Raw genomic sequence first — 15,484 nt, 5'->3', positions numbered from 1 at the left:
GCACCGCCGCGCGCACTACTTCGCCGGGGTCACCCGCCAGATGGTGTTGCCGACGTCGTCGGCGACCAGGACCGCGCCGCGCGCGTCCACCGCCACGCCGACCGGACGGCCTCGCGCGTTGCCCTGCCCGTCGAGGAAGTCGACCAGCACGTCTTCGATCGCACCCTGCGGACGCCCGCCCGCGAAAGGCACGAACACCACGCGATAGCCGTTGGGCGGATCGCGGTTCCACGAACCATGCAGGCCGATGAAGGCGCCGCCGCGATAGCGCGCCGGCAGCAGCGTGCCGTCGTAGAAGGCCAGGCCCAGGGGTGCCACGTGCGAGCCGAGCGCGTAGTCGGGCTTGATCGCCGCGGCCACCTTCTGCGGATCCTGCGGCTCGACACGGGTATCCATGTGGGCGCCGTAATAGCTGTAGGGCCAGCCATAGAACGCACCGGGACGCACCGAGGTCAGGTAGTCCGGCACCAGGTCGCTGCCCAGTTCGTCACGTTCGTTCACCACGGTCCACAGCGTGCCGCCCTGCCAGTCCAGGCCGACCGGATTGCGCAGCCCGCTGGCATAGACGCGACCCGCGCCGGTGGCCGTGTCGATCTCGTGGATCGCGGCGCGGCCGACCTCGACGTCCATGCCGTTCTCGCCGATGTTGCTGTTGGATCCCACGCCGACATACAGCTTCGAGCCATCGGCATTGGCCACCAGCGACTTCGTCCAGTGGTGGTTGCGCGGCGCGCCGGGCAGATCGGCCAGCTTGACCGGGATGGCGGTAATGCTCGTCTCGCCCGAGCGGTAGGGCACGTGCACGATCGCATCGGCATTGGCCACGTAGAAGCGGTCGCCCACCAGCGCCATGCCGAACGGCGAGACCAGGTCCTGCAGGAACACGGCCTTGGTCTCGGCCACGCCATCGCCGTCGCCGTCGCGCAGCAGGGTGATGCGGTTGGGACTGGGCACGGCGGCACCGGCCTTCTCGAACGCCGACTTCATCGCCGCACCGCGCAGCGGATTGGCCGGCGGATCCGGCGTGGCGGGGCGGTTGGTCTCGGCGACCAGCACGTCGCCATTGGGCAGCACGTAGACCCAGCGCGGATGCACCAGGCCGGTGGCGAATGCGTTGACCTTGAAGCCCGCCGCGGCCGTCGGCGTGACCCCCGCCGGCCAGCCGATCGCGGTGGCGACCTTCACCGTCGGGATCAGGGACGTGGCCGGTTCGGCCAGAACGGGATCGGGGCCGGTGTCCTGACGCGCGACAAGCTGCGCCGTCTCGCCACATCCGCTGCATCCGGTGAGCAGCGCAAGGGCGAGCAGAGTCAGGCGGAATGTGGGGGGTCGGGTAGCCATGACGGATGTGTCTCCAAGGAGGATGCGGAACCGTCGTGCAGGCCCCGCCCGCGTCGAGACAATGGACCGGGCGTCATCAAGTCGACGTGAGCCGCGCACGGCGCCGTGAACGGTGCGTAGGGCTCAGTGGGAGCCGCCCCAACGCCATGAAATTCCCACCGTGAAATTTCGCCCGGGGGCGGGTTCGTAGTAGCGCCGGTTGCCTTCGTTGACGATCACCGAACCGGCGTAGTCGCGATCGCCCACATTGCCCACGGTGAGGAACGCGTCGGCCTCATCGGCGCCCCGACGCCAGCGGTAACCAGCCATCAGGTTGATCACGGTGTAGCCGGCGGCACGTTCGTCGTCGAGGTTGTTCACGCTTGCCGCGGCGACGTGTTGCGCTTCGAGCCGCGCATGCCAGCCTTGCGCGGCTTGCCAGCGCAGGGCGGCGAACGCGCTGGTGCGCGGGACGCCGGGAATGCGCGTACCGGCGGCGACCGGTACCGTCGCCGAGGCGCAGGGCGTGCCCGCGCAGGTCAGGAAATCCGCTCCGAAGCGGGCATCGAGCCAGGTCACGGCAAGCTGGGCATCCCACTGCGCCGACAGCGGCCAATCCGTGCTCGCTTCCACTCCGCGGCGACGGGCCCGCGGAACGTTCTGGAACGTGGTGCGGCCGCCACTGCTGGTGTTGACCGTGAGTTCGTCGCGGGTATCGGCGCGGAACACCACCAGCTCCGCGCGCTTGCGGCCCGAGGCATGTCGCACGCCGGCTTCGGCATGGCGCGAACGCGCGGCGCGCAGCGCCAGATTCAAGCCGCTGCCGCCATCGGCGCGGTAACCCAGTTCGTTGAAGGTCGGCGTCTCGAAGCCGCGTCCCCAGGCCGCGAATACCAGGGTGCGCGGCCTGACGCGCCAGCCCAGGCCCGCGACGGGCGAGACGGCGTCGAATTCCAGCGCGCCGCTGTCGTCGGGGTTGTCGGTGGTGATGTAGGCGTCGTGCGATCGGAAGCGCACGCGGCTGCGGCGCAACCCGGCCATCAGGGTCCACGCGGGCGCCGGGATCCAGGTCGCCTGCGCGTACTGGTCGAAGGCGTCGACCCGGTCGTCCTGCTGCAGACGCAATGCACCGCGCACGCCTAGCTCATCACCGACGAAGTTCTCGTATCCGCGTCGGTGCTGGTGCTGGCGGTCATAGGCGATACCCGCCGTCCATTCCAGGGGCCGTCCACCCAGCGTGGTCGTGTCGGTCACCCGCAGGTCCACGCCGCCGAAGGGCGAATCCAGGTCGATCACGCCGCCGCCGCTGAGCGGGTTGCGCTGCGTCGCCACCGGGATGGCTAGGTATTGGGTGATCTCGCGCCGGCCGGCGTAGCCGAGCACGCGCAGCTGTGCGGCGGACGTCAGGTCCTGTTCGAACACCGCTCCCACCTGGTGCTGCGCGACCGACTTGCGGGTGTCGAAGGCATGCGCGCCGGCCGTGGCCTGGCGCGGATCCGCGTCGAACTGCGCGCGGTCGAGCCCGAGAGGATCCTGCGCATCGGGCGCGTGCAGCGCATTGGCCAGCAGCGTGAGCCGGGTCGCGTCGCGCTGCAGCCCCATGCGCGTGTTGAACGACGACCGGCGCGCCGCGCTGTGGTCGCGATATCCGTCGGTGCTGAAGTGGCCCAGGGCCAGCGTGTAGTCGGACGCGCCGACCGCGTCGCCCGCGTCCACGTCGAGCCGGTAGCTGCCGAAACTGCCGGCCGCCAGCCGCGCCCCGACCGCTCCCGGCGCCTGGCCCGCCGTGGTGAACAGCTGCACGACGCCGCCAGCCACGTTGCCGTACAGCGCCGAGAACGGGCCGCGCAGCACTTCGATGCGCTCGGCCTGCGCCAGTGGAAAGTGCGAGACTTGGCCCTGCCCGTCGGGCATCGTGGCCGGCACGCCGTCGACGTAGAGCCGCGCGCCACGGATGCCGAAACTCGCGCGCGTGCCGAACCCGCGGATCGAGATCTGTTCGTCCTGCGCATGGTTCTGCCGGCTGCGCGCGAGTACGCCGGGCACGGCCGGCAGCTGTTCGGAAAGGTTCACCCCGAGCGTGCCAGGGCGGTCGGCCGGCCGCACCACGCTGACCGCGGCCGGTGTGTCGAGCGTGGCCTGTGGCGTGCGCGTCGCGCTGACCTGCACGCGGTCGAGCGTCACGATGTCGCCCGGACCGGGAGCGGACGGTGCAACCGGACCCGCCTGGGCGGACGCGCCGGCGAACAAGGAACTCGCCAGCAGGGCGCCGATCGCCGGGGGTGGGCTCCTGGAGCGCATGGCCTTCCTCGTCCGCGCCGCTCGCGCGCATTCAGCGTTGCGCGGAGCAGGTGAACAGATCGCGATGCCGCGCCACGGCCGCCACCACCTTGCATTGACCGTTCACGTCCTAGGCTGCTGCGCACAAAGGGTGCCGACGTTCCGGCGCCCGAGGAGAAGCCCCATGTTGCGTCCGACCCGCCATTACCTGGCGCTCGTCCTGCCCGCCCTGCTGCTGGGTGCCTGCGGCGATCGTCGTGCCCAGGAAGACGACACCGCTCCCACGCCTTCCGACGAGGTCGTCGCACCGGCCGCGCCCGCGCCTGACGTCAACGCACCGCCGGCACCCGATACCACGGACACGCCGCCGACGTCGGCTCCGGCACCCGGAGCGACCGCTCAGGCCGATGCGCTGGGTCTGCTGATAGCCGCCAACGAACACGAGGTGGCCGCCGCCGAGCAGGCGATCGCCAAGAAGGTCACCGGTGACGTGCTTGCGTTCGCCAACATGATGAAGACCGACCACGGCAAGAACCTCGCCGACACCCGCGCGCTGGGCACGGCGACCGAAGGCACGCAGGCGATGGAAATGCGCACGCAGGCCGACGCCGAGATGGCCGCGCTTGGAGCGCTCAGCGGCGCCGAGTACGAGAAGGCCTACGTCGAAGCCATGGTGAAAGGCCACACCGACGTGCTGGCCCTGATCGACGGCACGCTGATGCCCGCTGCCGCGGACGACGCGGTCAAGGCCCACTTCACCGCGACGCGCGCGGCGGTGGCCAAGCATCTGGACGCGGCGAAGAAGCTCCAGGCGGGCAAGTAATCCCGCAGGCAAGGCCTGCGTCAGGCCCGGGCGACCGCTCGCCCGGGCCTGTTCTTGCGCGCTGCACCCGAAATCAGCGCGGCTCGCCGTCAGGCCTCCGGAGCCGCCGGGCGCGGCCCGACCCGCGCACAGCAAGGTCCGGAGCCGCCGACGGGCTTTGCCATCTCGAATTAATTCAACCTGATGGTTGACATAGGTCGCGCCCGGGACTAAATTCAACCGCATGGTTGATGATCTCGATTCCGTCTTTCGCGCCCTCGCCGATCCCACGCGGCGCGCAATGCTGCAGGCCCTCGCCGAGCAGCCCCGCACCGTGGGCGAACTGGCCGCCCCCTACTCGATGTCGCTGGCCGCGGCGTCCAAGCACATCCAGGTGCTCGAACGCGCCGGCCTGCTGTCCCGCGACATCCAGGGCCGCACCCACACCTGCCGCCTCGAAGCACGGGGCCTGCACGCGGGGGCGGAATGGATCGCGCACTACACCCGCTTCTGGAACGACCGCCTCGACGCCCTGCAGTCCGCCCTCGAGGCGGAGGACGCCGCTTCCCCCGCCCCCCGGAGACCCACGCCATGAGCCTTGCCCCCCGCGCCACCGCCGATGCCCACGCCGACGATTACGGCGTGCTGACCGCGCCCGATACCGTCCGCATCGAGCGCCTGCTACCCGGTCCAGTCCAGCGCGTCTGGGATTACCTGGTGCAGCCCGACCTGCGCGCCACCTGGTTCGCCGGCGGCGAATTCGAGCCGCGCGTGGGCGGACGGGCGGACCTCGTGTTCCACCATGCCGACCTCACCACCCCCGACGACCGGCCGCCGCCGAAGTACGCGCAGATGCGCGACGGGTTCCGGATGGAAAACCGGATGACCCACTTCGATCCCCCGCATTGCCTGGGCTACACGTTCGGCGATCGCGATTCGCATGTGCTGTTCGAACTGACCCCCGAGGGCGATCGCGTGCGGCTCGTGGTCACGCACACGCGCTTGTCCTCGCGCGAACAGACCCTGAGCATCTCCGCCGGCTGGCACATCCACCTGGACATCCTGCACGCCCGCCTGGAGGGCCGCGCGCCGCCGGCGTTCTGGAACCGCCATACCGCGCTGGAAGCCGAGTACGGCGCGCGCATTCCCGGCTGATCCGTCGCGTCCGCCGGTCGGCCATGAGCACGTGGGGAAGGGTGTCGTGCCCTCCCCGCGTCACGGCCTGGCGTGAACCAGCGGGCCCGACATGCACCGGCCTGAGCCGGTGCATCCGATTGCGCTTTGCAGCCCGGCGTGTCCCCGGCCTCAGCTCATCGTGACCGCTTCGACGTTGTTGCCGTCGGGGTCGATCAGGAACGCCGCGTAGTACGTGGGGGCGTAGTCCACCCGCAGTCCCGGGGCGCCATGGTCGCGGCCTCCCTTCGCCAGCCCGGCGGCATGGAACGCATCGACCGCGGCGCGATCGGGCGCGGTGAATGCAACGTGGCCGGTGCCGCGCGCCTGTCCATCCAGGTAGAGCCACAGCGCCGGCGCTCCGGCCGGGCCCAGGCCCGCGCCGCTGTCGTCGCGCGAGTCCAGCACATGGCCCAGCGCGCCCAGCGCGGCCTCGTAGAAGCGGACGCTGGCGTCGAGGTCGCGCACCTTCAATCCGATGTGGTCGTACATGGCTGTGCTCCGTTGGAAAGAGAGGCCATGCTGCGCGCCCGCGCGCCTGCGCGCTTGGAGAAAATTGCGGTGCCGACGGACGATTCACGGCGGGGCATGGTGCGGCGAACGCATGCGTGGATCCCCCAATCGCGCCGTTCAATGCCGGCGCGCGCGTTCCGCTCCCAGCAACGCGTCGGCGTGGCTGCTGCGAAGGCCGCGTGCGAACCCGCCGGGCGATACGCCGGCCGCGCGGCCAAAGCTGCGCACGAAGTTGGACAGGTCGGCGAATCCCGAGGCGAGGGCCACGTCGGTCACGCTCTGCCCGCCCTGGGCCAGCAGCCGCGCGGCCCGCCGCAGGCGCGCACGCAGCAGGTACTGGTGCGGGGTCACGCCGACGACGCGTGCGAACAGGCGCAGGAAGTGCCAGGGGCTCAAGCCGGCCTGCGTGGCCGCGGCGGCAAGGTCGATCTCCTCGTGCGCCTGCGCGTCGAGCCACAACGCGGCCTCCACCGCGCGCCGGCGGTCGCGCGCGCTGGCCTGCAGATGATCGGGCCGCGCGCCGGCGGCGACCGACAGATAGCGACCCACCAGCAGCAGTCCCGCTTCGTCCACCCCGAAATCGCTGCGGCCCTCGGCGGCGGCCTGGGCCAGTTCGCCCAGCACGACGAGGGCGGGCACCGGAGGCACGCCACCGGCCCGCCAGGCGGCGGGTGTGGCGCGGAATCCGGCCAGCAACGCGGGCTGCAGCTTGAACGCCAGGCACTCGTCGCCGCCCTGGTGATGTTCGTGGGTGCAGACGAACTCGTCGTCCGCGTGTCCCACCAGCAGTGAACCGGCCACCAGTTCGCAGGACTTCCCGCGCGCGCGGTAGCCGAAGCTGCCCCGGCGCACGTAGGCCAGCGAGGTGGCTTCGTGTTGTTCGACCCGGGTCGGCGAATCCGGTCCCGCCCGGCACCGGTAGTCGATGACGCTGAGGTCGCCGTGCCGCAGGGGCGTGACGGTCATCATCGGCCAAGCGTAGGTCCCGCGGCGGGCCCCGACCAGTGCAACGGTGGTGGCTTCCGGTGCCTGCGGCTCGGCCGTGACGCGGCGCCGGTTCCCACAAGCGGTGGCTGCGCGCACCCTATGCCATTCCCCGGATCCGACCGCATGTTCCACGTCATCCTTTTCCAGCCCGAGATTCCCCCCAACACCGGCAACGTGATCCGCCTGTGCGCCAACACCGGTGCGACGCTGCACCTGGTGCGGCCGCTGGGGTTCACGCTGGAGGACAGCCAGTTGCGGCGCGCCGGCCTGGACTACCACGAGTACGCCACGCTGCAGGTGCACGACGACCTGCCGGCCGCCCTGGCGGCGATCGCCGCCGCGCAGCAGGCGCCGCCCCGCCTGTTCGCGCTGAGCACGCGCGGCACCACGCGCTTCGATGCGCCGCACTACCGCGCCGGCGATGCCTTCCTGTTCGGCCCGGAGACCCGGGGCCTGCCGCAGGACGTGCTCGATGAGGTGCCCGCGCCGCAACGCCTGCGCCTGCCGATGCGGCCGGACAACCGCAGCCTCAACCTGTCCAACACCGTCGCGGTCGTGGTGTTTGAGGCGTGGCGCCAGTGCGGGTTCGAAGGCGGCGCCTGAGGTGGCGTGGAGCGGGTGGGGGCCCGCGCGTCGCTGCCGCTGCCGCGTCGATCCGGCCCCCCGTTGCTCCTGCGATCACCAGCGCCCCGGTTTGCCCTGCCAATCCAGGAACTTTCCGGTGTCCGCGGGCTTCAGGCGGCCCAGCGTCCGCAGCAGGCCGGACACCGACTGCGCCGGTGTGATCTGCGCGCCTTCGCCGCCCATTTCGGTCTGCACCCAACCCGGGCACAAGGCCACCACCGTGATGCCGCGCGGGGCGAGCGCGCTGGCCAGCATCTTGGTGGCCATGTTCAGTGCGGTCTTGCTGATCCGGTAGCTGGGTGCGTTGAACGAGGGATCGTCGCCGAGCGAGGACATCATCGATGACACCGTGGCGACAGTCGCGCCATCGGCCAGCTGCGCATCCAGGGCCTGGGTGAGCAGGAACGGTCCCATCGCGTTGACGCGCAGGCTGTCCTCCAGGATGGCGGCGCTCACATGCCCCCAGCGTTCGCCCGAATGCAGCACGCCGGCGTTGTTGACCAGCAGGTCGATGCCGTCCACCACCAGCGGCAGCTCATGGGCGAAGGCCGTGCGGGAACGTTCGTCGGCCACGTCCAGCGGCAGCACATGCAGGCGACCGGGGTGTTCGCCGGCGAGCCGGTTGAGGTCCGTGGCCTTGCCCGGATGGCGGCAGGCGGCGATGACGTGGTCGCCGCGCCCCAGCAGCTGGTGGACGAATTCCAGGCCGAGGCCGCGGTTGGCGCCGGTGACGACGGAACGTGTGGGCATGGGCGCACCTGGAGGGCGGGCGGTAGGAAACAGTGCGGCGACAGCCGCTAGCGCGGAGTGAGGGGAGGGCAGAGGCGTCGCACGGACGCAGCCCGATGGCCCCTGGCAGGCGGCCTCGGCTTGCCCGGGTGCCTTTCCGACCCGCGTCCGGGACTTGTGACCTATGCCCCGCCATGGGGTGCGCCAGTACGATGAGGGTCTTTCCGGGCGGTCTGGGCCGACCGCCTTCAGCCCGTGAACCACCAGGAGTTCCGCATGTCCCTGCTCGCCCGGCCCCGCGCCGCCGTTCTCGCCGTCGCCCTCGCCACCGCCCTGGGTGGTGCCGTCTTCGCGCCGAACGAGGCCTACGCCCAGAAGCCCGCCGCCGAGGTCGCCATCCCGTACGAGGAGTTCACCCTCCCCAACGGGCTGCGCGTGATCGTGCACACCGATCGCAAGGCGCCGATCGTCGCGGTGAACCTCTGGTACCACGTGGGCAGCAAGAACGAGCAGCCCGGTCGCACGGGCTTCGCCCACCTGTTCGAACACCTGATGTTCAACGGTTCGGAAAACCATCCCGGCGAGTTCTTCGAGCCCTTCGAACTGGTTGGCACCACCGACCAGAACGGCACCACCAACCAGGGACCGCACCAACTACTTCCAGAACGTCCCCACCACCGCGCTCGACATGGCGTTGTGGATGGAGTCCGACCGCATGGGCCACCTGCTCGGCGCGATCGACCAGGCCACCCTCGATGAGCAGCGCGGCGTGGTCCAGAACGAGAAGCGCCAGGGCGAGAACCAGCCCTACGGCCGCCGCATCACCGCGCGGATGTTCGAGGCCCTGTACCCCGCCGGTCATCCGTACAGCTGGCAGACGATCGGCTCGATGGCCGACCTCAATGCCGCCACGCTGGGCGACGTGAAGACCTGGTTCAAGAGCTGGTACGGCCCGAACAACGCGGTGCTGGTGCTCGCCGGCGACATCGACGCGAAGACCGCGAAGGAAAAGGTCACCCGCTTCTTCGGCGACATCCCCGCCAGCGCCACCCTGAAGGACATGCCGGCCAGCATTCCCAGCCGCGACAAGGACACGCGCGAGACGATCCCGGACCGCGTGCCGCAGGTGCGCATCTACCGCGCCTGCCTGGCCGGTGGCCGAATACGGTACCCGTGACGCCGCGCTGCTCACCCTGCTGAGCCAGGTGCTGGGCGGCAGCGCCTCCTCGCGCCTGGATACCCGCCTGGTGCACAAGGACAAGCTGGTGGACAACACCGGCACGTCGCAGTGGGGCAGCGAACTGTCGGGCACCTTCTTCGTCACCGCCGACGTCAAGAAGGACGTCGACCCGGCCAAGGTCGAAGCCATCATCGACGAGGAACTGCAGCGCCTGCTCAAGGACGGCCCGACCGCGGCCGAACTGGACCAGGCCCGCACCGCCATCCGCGCCGACTTCGTCCGTGGCATCGAAAGGATCGGCGGATTCGGCGGCAAGTCCGACGTGCTGGCCGAATGCGCCGTCTTCGCCGGCAAGCCGGACTGCTATCGCGACGACCTCGACGTCCTCATGAACGCGACGGTCGCCGACGTGCAGGCCGCCGGCCGCAAGTGGCTGGGCACCGGCTCGCACACCATCCTCGTGCAGCCCAGCGAGACGCCGGCCTCGGCGCTGCCCGAAGCCGCCAGTGCCGCGCCGGCCACCACGCCGGCCGCGATTCCGCCGGTGGACCCGAAGTTCAAGACGGTCAAGACCGACGTGGACCGCAGCGCGGGCCTGCCCAAGACCGACAGCTTCCCTGACCTGAAGTGGCCGAAGATCCAGAAGGCCACCCTGTCCAACGGCATGCAGGTGTTCCTGGTCGAGCGCCATGAAGTGCCGGTCGTGCAGATGAACCTCGAGTTCCCCGGCGGCTACAGCGCCGACATCGGCAAGAAGCTGGGCACGGCGAGCTTCACCACCGCGATGCTCGACGAAGGCGCCGGCAAGTACAGCGCGCTGGAACTGGCCGCGCGCAAGGAAGCCCTCGGCGCCGAAGTGGGTGCCGGCGCCGGCCTGGACAGCGTCTCGCTGTCGCTGTCGGCGTTGAAGGACAAGCTGGCCCCGTCGCTGGACCTGTTCGCCGACGTCGCCCGCCGCCCGACCTTCGACGCGAACGAGGTCGAACGCGTGCGCGCCCAGTGGCTGGCGGGCATCGAGCAGGAAAAGGCCCGTCCGCAGACCGCCGCGATGCGCGTGATGCCGCCGCTGCTGTACGGCACCGGCCACGCGTACGCCATTCCCTTCACCGGCAGCGGCACGACCGACTCGATCAAGTCGCTCACCCGCGAGGATCTGGTCGGCTTCCATGCCAACTGGCTGCAGCCGGAACAGGCGCGCATCGTCATCGCCGGTGACACGACGCTGAAGGAAATCGTGCCGCAGCTGGAAGCGCGTTTTGGCGACTGGAAGAGCGCACCCAACGCCCCGAAGCTGCCTGCGGTCACCACCGCGGCGCGTCCTTCGGCGCCGCGCGTGTTCCTGGTCAACCAGCCTGGCGCGATCCAGTCGAACATCTACGTCGGCGAGCTCATCCCGCCGACCGGCGATGCCGGCACGATCGACTTCGACTTCGCCAACGGCGTGCTGGGCGGTGAGTTCTCCTCGCGCCTGAACATGAACCTGCGCGAGGACAAGCACTGGGCCTATGGTTCCTACAGCGGCGCCGGCAACGCCAAGGGCCAGCGCCCGTGGATGGCTTCGGCGGCGGTGCAGAGCGACAAGACCATCGAGTCCATCGCCGAACTCAAGCGTGAGATCAACGCCTTCATCGGCGGCGAGCGTCCGATCTCCGACGCCGAGGTGGCCAAGATCCGCGCCAGCAACACGCTGAGCCTGCCCGGTGGTTACGAGACGGCCAGCTCCCTGCTCGGCCAAGTGGCCAGCAACCTGCGCTACGGCCGTCCGGAGGACTACATCCTCCAGTACAAGGCCCGCAACGAGGCCATGACCCCGGCCTCGGCGCAGGCCGCGGCCCGCGTACTGGATCCGAACGCGATGACTTGGGTGGTGGTGGGCGACCTGGCGAAGATCGAGCAGGGCGTGCGCGGCCTGAACCTGGGCGAGGTCCAGGTGGTCGACGCCGACGGCAAGCCGGTCGCGAAGTAAGCAGGACCCCGGGCCGGCTTGCCGGCCCGGCAGTACCACGGCAATCAACCCGGGGCCGGCTCGCAGGAGCCGGCCCTTGTCGTTCTGTGCCCTGCCAGGCGCCCGCGCGGCGCGACTGGCCCGGGTCGAAAGCCATCCCCGCCCCCGGACATCCGGCCGCTCCCGCTCCGTCCTGGCGCTGAAATCGTATTCAATGCCCCGCCCGGGTCCGACCGCATTCCCGCCCGGTTCACCGCGCCGGACAACAATGAAGCACCTCATCGGAGTTCCCTGAATGCGCCTTCTCGCCCCCGTTCTGCTCGCCGCCACCCTGGCCGCCACCGGCTGTACTTGGGTGCACATGGCCCCGGGCGCGTCCGCGGTCCGGATCATCCCGATGGGCGCGGCGCCGGCCGGCTGCGAGCTGCGCAGCGAGATCGAGGTCTCGGTCACCGGCAAGCTGGGCTTCTACGAACGCAATCCGCTGCGCGTGAGGGAGGAGCTGGAAACGCTGGCCCGCAACGAGGGCCCGGGCCTGGGCGCCGACACGCTGCAGCCGCTGGAGGAGCCGCGCGACGGCGCCCAGCGCTTCGCCGCCTACCGGTGTGGGCGCTGAATGGGCCATCGGGCGGGCCGCGGCGAACCTGAGCCGGTGGGGTTTGCCCACCGCGGCTGAATCCCCCGATCGCGGGCGCTTGCGACCGGCGGCGCATGCAACCATGTCAAGAACGCGTTAATCTGACGCGTTTTCCGCCACGGTTGCTGCCGCCATGCTGTTCCAACACGTCGCCATCGCCGGACTGGCTCACATCGATGCACCGCGTCGACTGACCTCCGACGAGATCAACGCCCGACTCAAGCCCACGATGGACCGGCTGGGCATCAAGACCAACGTCCTGCAGGACGTGGCGGGTGTCAACGAGCGCCGCCTGTGGGATGGCGACATGCTGCCGTCGGACGCGGCCACGCTGGCCGGCGTCAAGGCGCTGGCCGATGCCGGCATCGATGCCGACCGCATCGGCCTGCTGGTCAACACCTCGGTCAGCCGCGATTACCTGGAGCCGTCCACCGCTTCGATCGTGTCGGGCAACCTGCGCCTGGGTGAGAACTGCCAGAACTTCGACATCGCCAACGCGTGCCTGGCGTTCCTCAACGGCATGGATATCGCCGGCCGCATGATCGAACGCGGCGAGATCGACTACGCACTCGTGGTCGACGGCGAAACGGCGAACCTCGCCTACGAGAAGACGATGGAAAGGCTGAGCCTGGACAGCGTCACCGCCGAGCAGTTCCGCGACGAGATGGCCACGCTCACGCTGGGCTCCGGTGCGGCCGCGATGGTGCTGGCCCGCGCCGAACTGGTGCCGGGCGCGCCGCGTTACCGCGGCAGCGTCACCCGCTCGGCCACCGAGTGGAATCACCTGTGCCGCGGCGACGTCGCCCACGACCGCATGGTCGCCGATGGCCGCATGCTGATGATCGAAGGCGTGAAGCTGGGCCAGAAGACCTTCGCCGCCGCGCGCCAGGCGCTGGGCTGGGTGGTCGAGGAGCTCGACGAGTTCGTCATCCACCAGGTCAGCAAGGCCCACACCCAGGCCTTCCTCAAGACCTTCGGCATCGATCCGAAGAAGGTCATGACCATCTTCGGCGAGCACGGCAACATCGGCCCGGCCTCGGTGCCGATCGTGCTGAGCAAGCTGCGCGAAATGGGCCGCCTGAAGAAGGGCAGCCGCGTCGCGCTGCTGGGGATCGGTTCGGGCCTGAACTGCTCGATGGCCGAAGTCGTCTGGTAAGTCCTGGGAGATGGCAGGCACCGCGCTGCGGTGCCTGCATGAGTCTCCGGAAATGCGAACGGCACGGCCGGAAGACCGGCGAACAACACGGCGGCGGGATGCGAAGGCATCCCGCCGTTTTCTTTGGTGGCGGCCGGGCCGCGGAGTCAGGCGACCCCTTCCTCCAGCGCCACCTGCAGGCCATCCCACAACGCGATCCGCGCCCTCACGCTTTCGACCGCCGCACGGATCACGTGCGCGCGGCGGTCCGGATCGCCTGCGATCGCGCGTTCGATGATCTGCTGGGCCATCGGGCCGTGGGATTCGCCGTCCAGTTCGATGTGCCGCCGCAGGTAGAACACGAACATCGGCGCCTTCTTCTCGTCGATGCGCCAGCGCGCCAGCAGCGCGGTGAACATCTGCGGGATGACGTTCTCGCGGCCGTGGAAGAAATTGGTCATGACCGCCAGCGTGCTGTCCTGCCGCGCGACCTGCAGCGTGTGGCCGACGAACGCGCGGACGTAGCCGGGCGCACCGACCGTGTGCAGGGCGTCGAGGGCTTCCATGCCTTCGCCGACCAGCGCCAGGAACTGCTCGAACTGCGCCGTGTCGGCGCCGATCTCGCGCATGGCCGACAGGTACAGGTCCAGGTGGCTGGCCGGCTCGCCGTCGGGGCCGATGTCGCTTTCCTCGCCCAGCACGATCTCGTTGATGAGATGCGCCGCGATGCGGTCGCGCGGCGGCAGCCAGGGCACCTGGACACAGGTCAGGTCGCGCTGGAGCCGTTTGAGCAGGCTCATGAAGTCCCACACCGCGAACACGTGCGCGCGCATGAAACGGCGCAGTTCGTGGATGTGGGTAAGGCTGTCGAACACCGGGTGCTGTTCGAGCTGGGTACGCAGATCGGCGAGGGTGGCCAGATCGTCGTTGTGCAGGTCCATCACTGCTGCCATGACCGTTCTCCTTGGAAGGCATAAGGCGACCGCCCGCTCCTTGCTGGTCCGGACGGCCGTGTCGAGGACGCGTCCGCGTCCGGCCGCAGAGTGGCAGTCTTTTCCCGCAACGTGAACAGGCCTGCGTCACGGATCCTCCGTACGCGGGGCCCCGCGCCGGGCTGGAACGGCGGACGTGGACGGACCGGGTCCGATCCGGCACGCGGCGGCCGCATAATGTCGCGCTCTTCGCCGGGCGCTCGCGTGCCGGCCCCGAACCGAGTCCCGCATGGCCACGTCGTTTCCCGACTACCCCTTCACCCCGCAACGCTTCGAAGTCCGTCCGGGCATCGCCATGTCGTACCTGGACGAGTACACCGGTCCGGGTCCGCGCGAAGACGCCCCCGTCGTGCTGATGCTCCATGGCAATCCGTCATGGAGCTATTACTGGCGCAAGCTCGTGCTGGGCCTGCGCGACCGGTACCGCTGCATCGTGCCGGACCACGTCGGCATGGGCCTGTCCGACAAGCCCGACGACGCCCGCTACGCCTACACCCTGCAATCGCGCGTCGACGACGTCGACAAGTTGCTCGCGAACCTGGGCATCACCGGCCCGCTGACCCTGGCGGTGCACGACTGGGGCGGCATGATCGGCTTCGGCTGGGCGCTGTCGCACGCGTCCCAGGTGCGCAGGCTGGTGATCACCAACACCGCGGCGTTCCCGCTGCCGGCGGCCAAGCCGATGCCGTGGCGGATCGCGTTCGGCCGCGACTGGAAGGTCGGTGAGCTGGTGATCCGCGCGTTCAACGCGTTCTCGGCCGGCGCGTCCCACATCGGCGTCGAACGACCGATGCCGCCCGCGGTGCGCCGCGCCTATGTCGCGCCCTACGACACCTGGGCGAACCGAATCAGCACGGTGCGCTTCATGCAGGACATCCCGCTGGGCCCGGGCGACGAGGCGTGGCCGCTGCTCGAGGCTGCGGGCCGGCGCCTGCCGGAATTCGCCGATCGGCCGGCCTTCATCGGCTGGGGCCTGCGCGACTTCGTCTTCGACCGGCACTTCCTCGACGGTTTCCGCCAGGCCCTGCCGCAGGCCCAGGTGCATGCCTTCGAGGACGCCAATCACTACGTGCTGGAGGACAAGGCGGACGTGCTCGTACCGGCCATCCGTGCGTTCCTGGACTCGACGCCGGTGCAGGCGCGCTAGCCACCGATTGCGCCTCGCCC

13 protein-coding genes and 1 pseudogene are annotated in these 15,484 nt (G+C 70.0%); 8 read left to right on the top strand and 6 right to left on the bottom strand.

Annotation, left to right across the window (positions count from 1 at the left end; all coding sequences use genetic code 11):
* Positions 1-15: 15 nt before the first annotated feature.
* Complete coding sequence (locus tag I8J32_RS03940) at positions 16-1,341, bottom strand: PQQ-dependent sugar dehydrogenase (protein ID WP_200614987.1); 1,326 nt, start codon at positions 1,339-1,341, stop codon at positions 16-18.
* Between the two features lie 123 nt (positions 1,342-1,464).
* The gene (locus I8J32_RS03935) at positions 1,465-3,621 is read right to left on the bottom strand and encodes a TonB-dependent receptor family protein (protein WP_200614988.1); all 2,157 of its coding nucleotides are present in this window, start codon (positions 3,619-3,621) and stop codon (positions 1,465-1,467) included.
* 163 nt (positions 3,622-3,784) lie between these two features.
* On the opposite strand from I8J32_RS03935, the gene I8J32_RS03930 reads away from it, so the two are divergent.
* The 3 genes from I8J32_RS03930 to I8J32_RS03920 all read left to right on the top strand — a co-directional run bounded on the left by I8J32_RS03930 (position 3,785) and on the right by I8J32_RS03920 (position 5,557).
* Positions 3,785-4,423, top strand: a complete 639-nt coding sequence (locus tag I8J32_RS03930) for a DUF4142 domain-containing protein (protein ID WP_200614990.1) — start codon at positions 3,785-3,787, stop codon at positions 4,421-4,423.
* A 223-nt stretch (positions 4,424-4,646) separates the two neighbouring features.
* Positions 4,647-4,997 (top strand): ArsR/SmtB family transcription factor, encoded by a 351-nt coding sequence (locus I8J32_RS03925; protein ID WP_200614992.1) that lies wholly within the window; start codon positions 4,647-4,649, stop codon positions 4,995-4,997.
* Positions 4,994-5,557, top strand: a complete 564-nt coding sequence (locus I8J32_RS03920) for an SRPBCC family protein (protein ID WP_207526766.1) — start codon at positions 4,994-4,996, stop codon at positions 5,555-5,557. The genes I8J32_RS03925 and I8J32_RS03920 overlap by 4 nt, the downstream gene beginning before the upstream one ends.
* A 150-nt stretch (positions 5,558-5,707) precedes the next feature.
* On the opposite strand, the gene I8J32_RS03915 is transcribed toward I8J32_RS03920, so the two are convergent.
* Both I8J32_RS03915 and I8J32_RS03910 read right to left on the bottom strand, forming a co-directional pair.
* A complete protein-coding gene (locus tag I8J32_RS03915) occupies positions 5,708-6,067 on the bottom strand; it encodes a VOC family protein (RefSeq protein WP_200614996.1) in 360 nt (119 codons plus the stop codon).
* Between the two features lie 138 nt (positions 6,068-6,205).
* A complete protein-coding gene (locus tag I8J32_RS03910) occupies positions 6,206-7,054 on the bottom strand; it encodes a helix-turn-helix domain-containing protein (protein WP_207526765.1) in 849 nt (282 codons plus the stop codon).
* Between the two features lie 120 nt (positions 7,055-7,174).
* On the opposite strand from I8J32_RS03910, the gene I8J32_RS03905 reads away from it, so the two are divergent.
* Entirely contained in the window at positions 7,175-7,678 is a 504-nt protein-coding gene (locus I8J32_RS03905; protein WP_407060986.1) for a tRNA (cytidine(34)-2'-O)-methyltransferase, read from the top strand.
* Between the two features lie 75 nt (positions 7,679-7,753).
* Here the strand turns inward: I8J32_RS03905 and I8J32_RS03900 are convergent, their stop codons facing one another.
* Positions 7,754-8,449, bottom strand: a complete 696-nt coding sequence (locus tag I8J32_RS03900; RefSeq protein ID WP_200615002.1) for an SDR family oxidoreductase — start codon at positions 8,447-8,449, stop codon at positions 7,754-7,756.
* 255 nt (positions 8,450-8,704) lie between these two features.
* Between I8J32_RS03900 and I8J32_RS03895 the strand changes: the two are divergent.
* The 3 genes and pseudogenes from I8J32_RS03895 to I8J32_RS03885 all read left to right on the top strand — a co-directional run bounded on the left by I8J32_RS03895 (position 8,705) and on the right by I8J32_RS03885 (position 13,346).
* Positions 8,705-11,574 (top strand): annotated as a pseudogene (locus I8J32_RS03895) (M16 family metallopeptidase).
* A 274-nt stretch (positions 11,575-11,848) separates the two neighbouring features.
* On the top strand, positions 11,849-12,169 hold the full coding sequence (locus I8J32_RS03890) for a DUF4156 domain-containing protein (protein WP_200615005.1): 321 nt from the start codon (positions 11,849-11,851) through the stop codon (positions 12,167-12,169).
* Positions 12,170-12,323: 154 nt separating this feature from the next.
* On the top strand, positions 12,324-13,346 hold the full coding sequence (locus I8J32_RS03885; RefSeq protein ID WP_200615006.1) for a 3-oxoacyl-ACP synthase III: 1,023 nt from the start codon (positions 12,324-12,326) through the stop codon (positions 13,344-13,346).
* 146 nt (positions 13,347-13,492) lie between these two features.
* On the opposite strand, the gene I8J32_RS03880 is transcribed toward I8J32_RS03885, so the two are convergent.
* Positions 13,493-14,278, bottom strand: a complete 786-nt coding sequence (locus I8J32_RS03880; RefSeq protein ID WP_200615008.1) for a DUF3050 domain-containing protein — start codon at positions 14,276-14,278, stop codon at positions 13,493-13,495.
* 268 nt (positions 14,279-14,546) lie between these two features.
* On the opposite strand from I8J32_RS03880, the gene I8J32_RS03875 reads away from it, so the two are divergent.
* Positions 14,547-15,464 (top strand): alpha/beta fold hydrolase, encoded by a 918-nt coding sequence (locus I8J32_RS03875; RefSeq protein WP_200615009.1) that lies wholly within the window; start codon positions 14,547-14,549, stop codon positions 15,462-15,464.
* The last annotated feature ends 20 nt before the right edge of the window (positions 15,465-15,484 follow it).

This window comes from Lysobacter solisilvae, from assembly GCF_016613535.2.
GTDB lineage: Bacteria > Pseudomonadota > Gammaproteobacteria > Xanthomonadales > Xanthomonadaceae > Agrilutibacter > Agrilutibacter solisilvae.
This window is presented reverse-complemented; position numbering and strand designations above follow the sequence as displayed.

What these genes read in the sequence shown, in the direction of transcription:
- I8J32_RS03940 (WP_200614987.1), bottom strand. Translation starts at nt 1,341, where the DNA reads ATGGCTACCCGACCCCCCACATTCCGCCTGACTCTGCTCGCCCTTGCG.
- I8J32_RS03935 (WP_200614988.1), bottom strand. Translation starts at nt 3,621, where the DNA reads ATGCGCTCCAGGAGCCCACCCCCGGCGATCGGCGCCCTGCTGGCGAGT.
- I8J32_RS03930 (WP_200614990.1), top strand. Translation starts at nt 3,785, where the DNA reads ATGTTGCGTCCGACCCGCCATTACCTGGCGCTCGTCCTGCCCGCCCTG.
- I8J32_RS03925 (WP_200614992.1), top strand. Translation starts at nt 4,647, where the DNA reads ATGGTTGATGATCTCGATTCCGTCTTTCGCGCCCTCGCCGATCCCACG.
- I8J32_RS03920 (WP_207526766.1), top strand. Translation starts at nt 4,994, where the DNA reads ATGAGCCTTGCCCCCCGCGCCACCGCCGATGCCCACGCCGACGATTAC.
- I8J32_RS03915 (WP_200614996.1), bottom strand. Translation starts at nt 6,067, where the DNA reads ATGTACGACCACATCGGATTGAAGGTGCGCGACCTCGACGCCAGCGTC.
- I8J32_RS03910 (WP_207526765.1), bottom strand. Translation starts at nt 7,054, where the DNA reads ATGACCGTCACGCCCCTGCGGCACGGCGACCTCAGCGTCATCGACTAC.
- I8J32_RS03905 (WP_407060986.1), top strand. Translation starts at nt 7,175, where the DNA reads ATGCCATTCCCCGGATCCGACCGCATGTTCCACGTCATCCTTTTCCAG.
- I8J32_RS03900 (WP_200615002.1), bottom strand. Translation starts at nt 8,449, where the DNA reads ATGCCCACACGTTCCGTCGTCACCGGCGCCAACCGCGGCCTCGGCCTG.
- I8J32_RS03890 (WP_200615005.1), top strand. Translation starts at nt 11,849, where the DNA reads ATGCGCCTTCTCGCCCCCGTTCTGCTCGCCGCCACCCTGGCCGCCACC.
- I8J32_RS03885 (WP_200615006.1), top strand. Translation starts at nt 12,324, where the DNA reads ATGCTGTTCCAACACGTCGCCATCGCCGGACTGGCTCACATCGATGCA.
- I8J32_RS03880 (WP_200615008.1), bottom strand. Translation starts at nt 14,278, where the DNA reads ATGGCAGCAGTGATGGACCTGCACAACGACGATCTGGCCACCCTCGCC.
- I8J32_RS03875 (WP_200615009.1), top strand. Translation starts at nt 14,547, where the DNA reads ATGGCCACGTCGTTTCCCGACTACCCCTTCACCCCGCAACGCTTCGAA.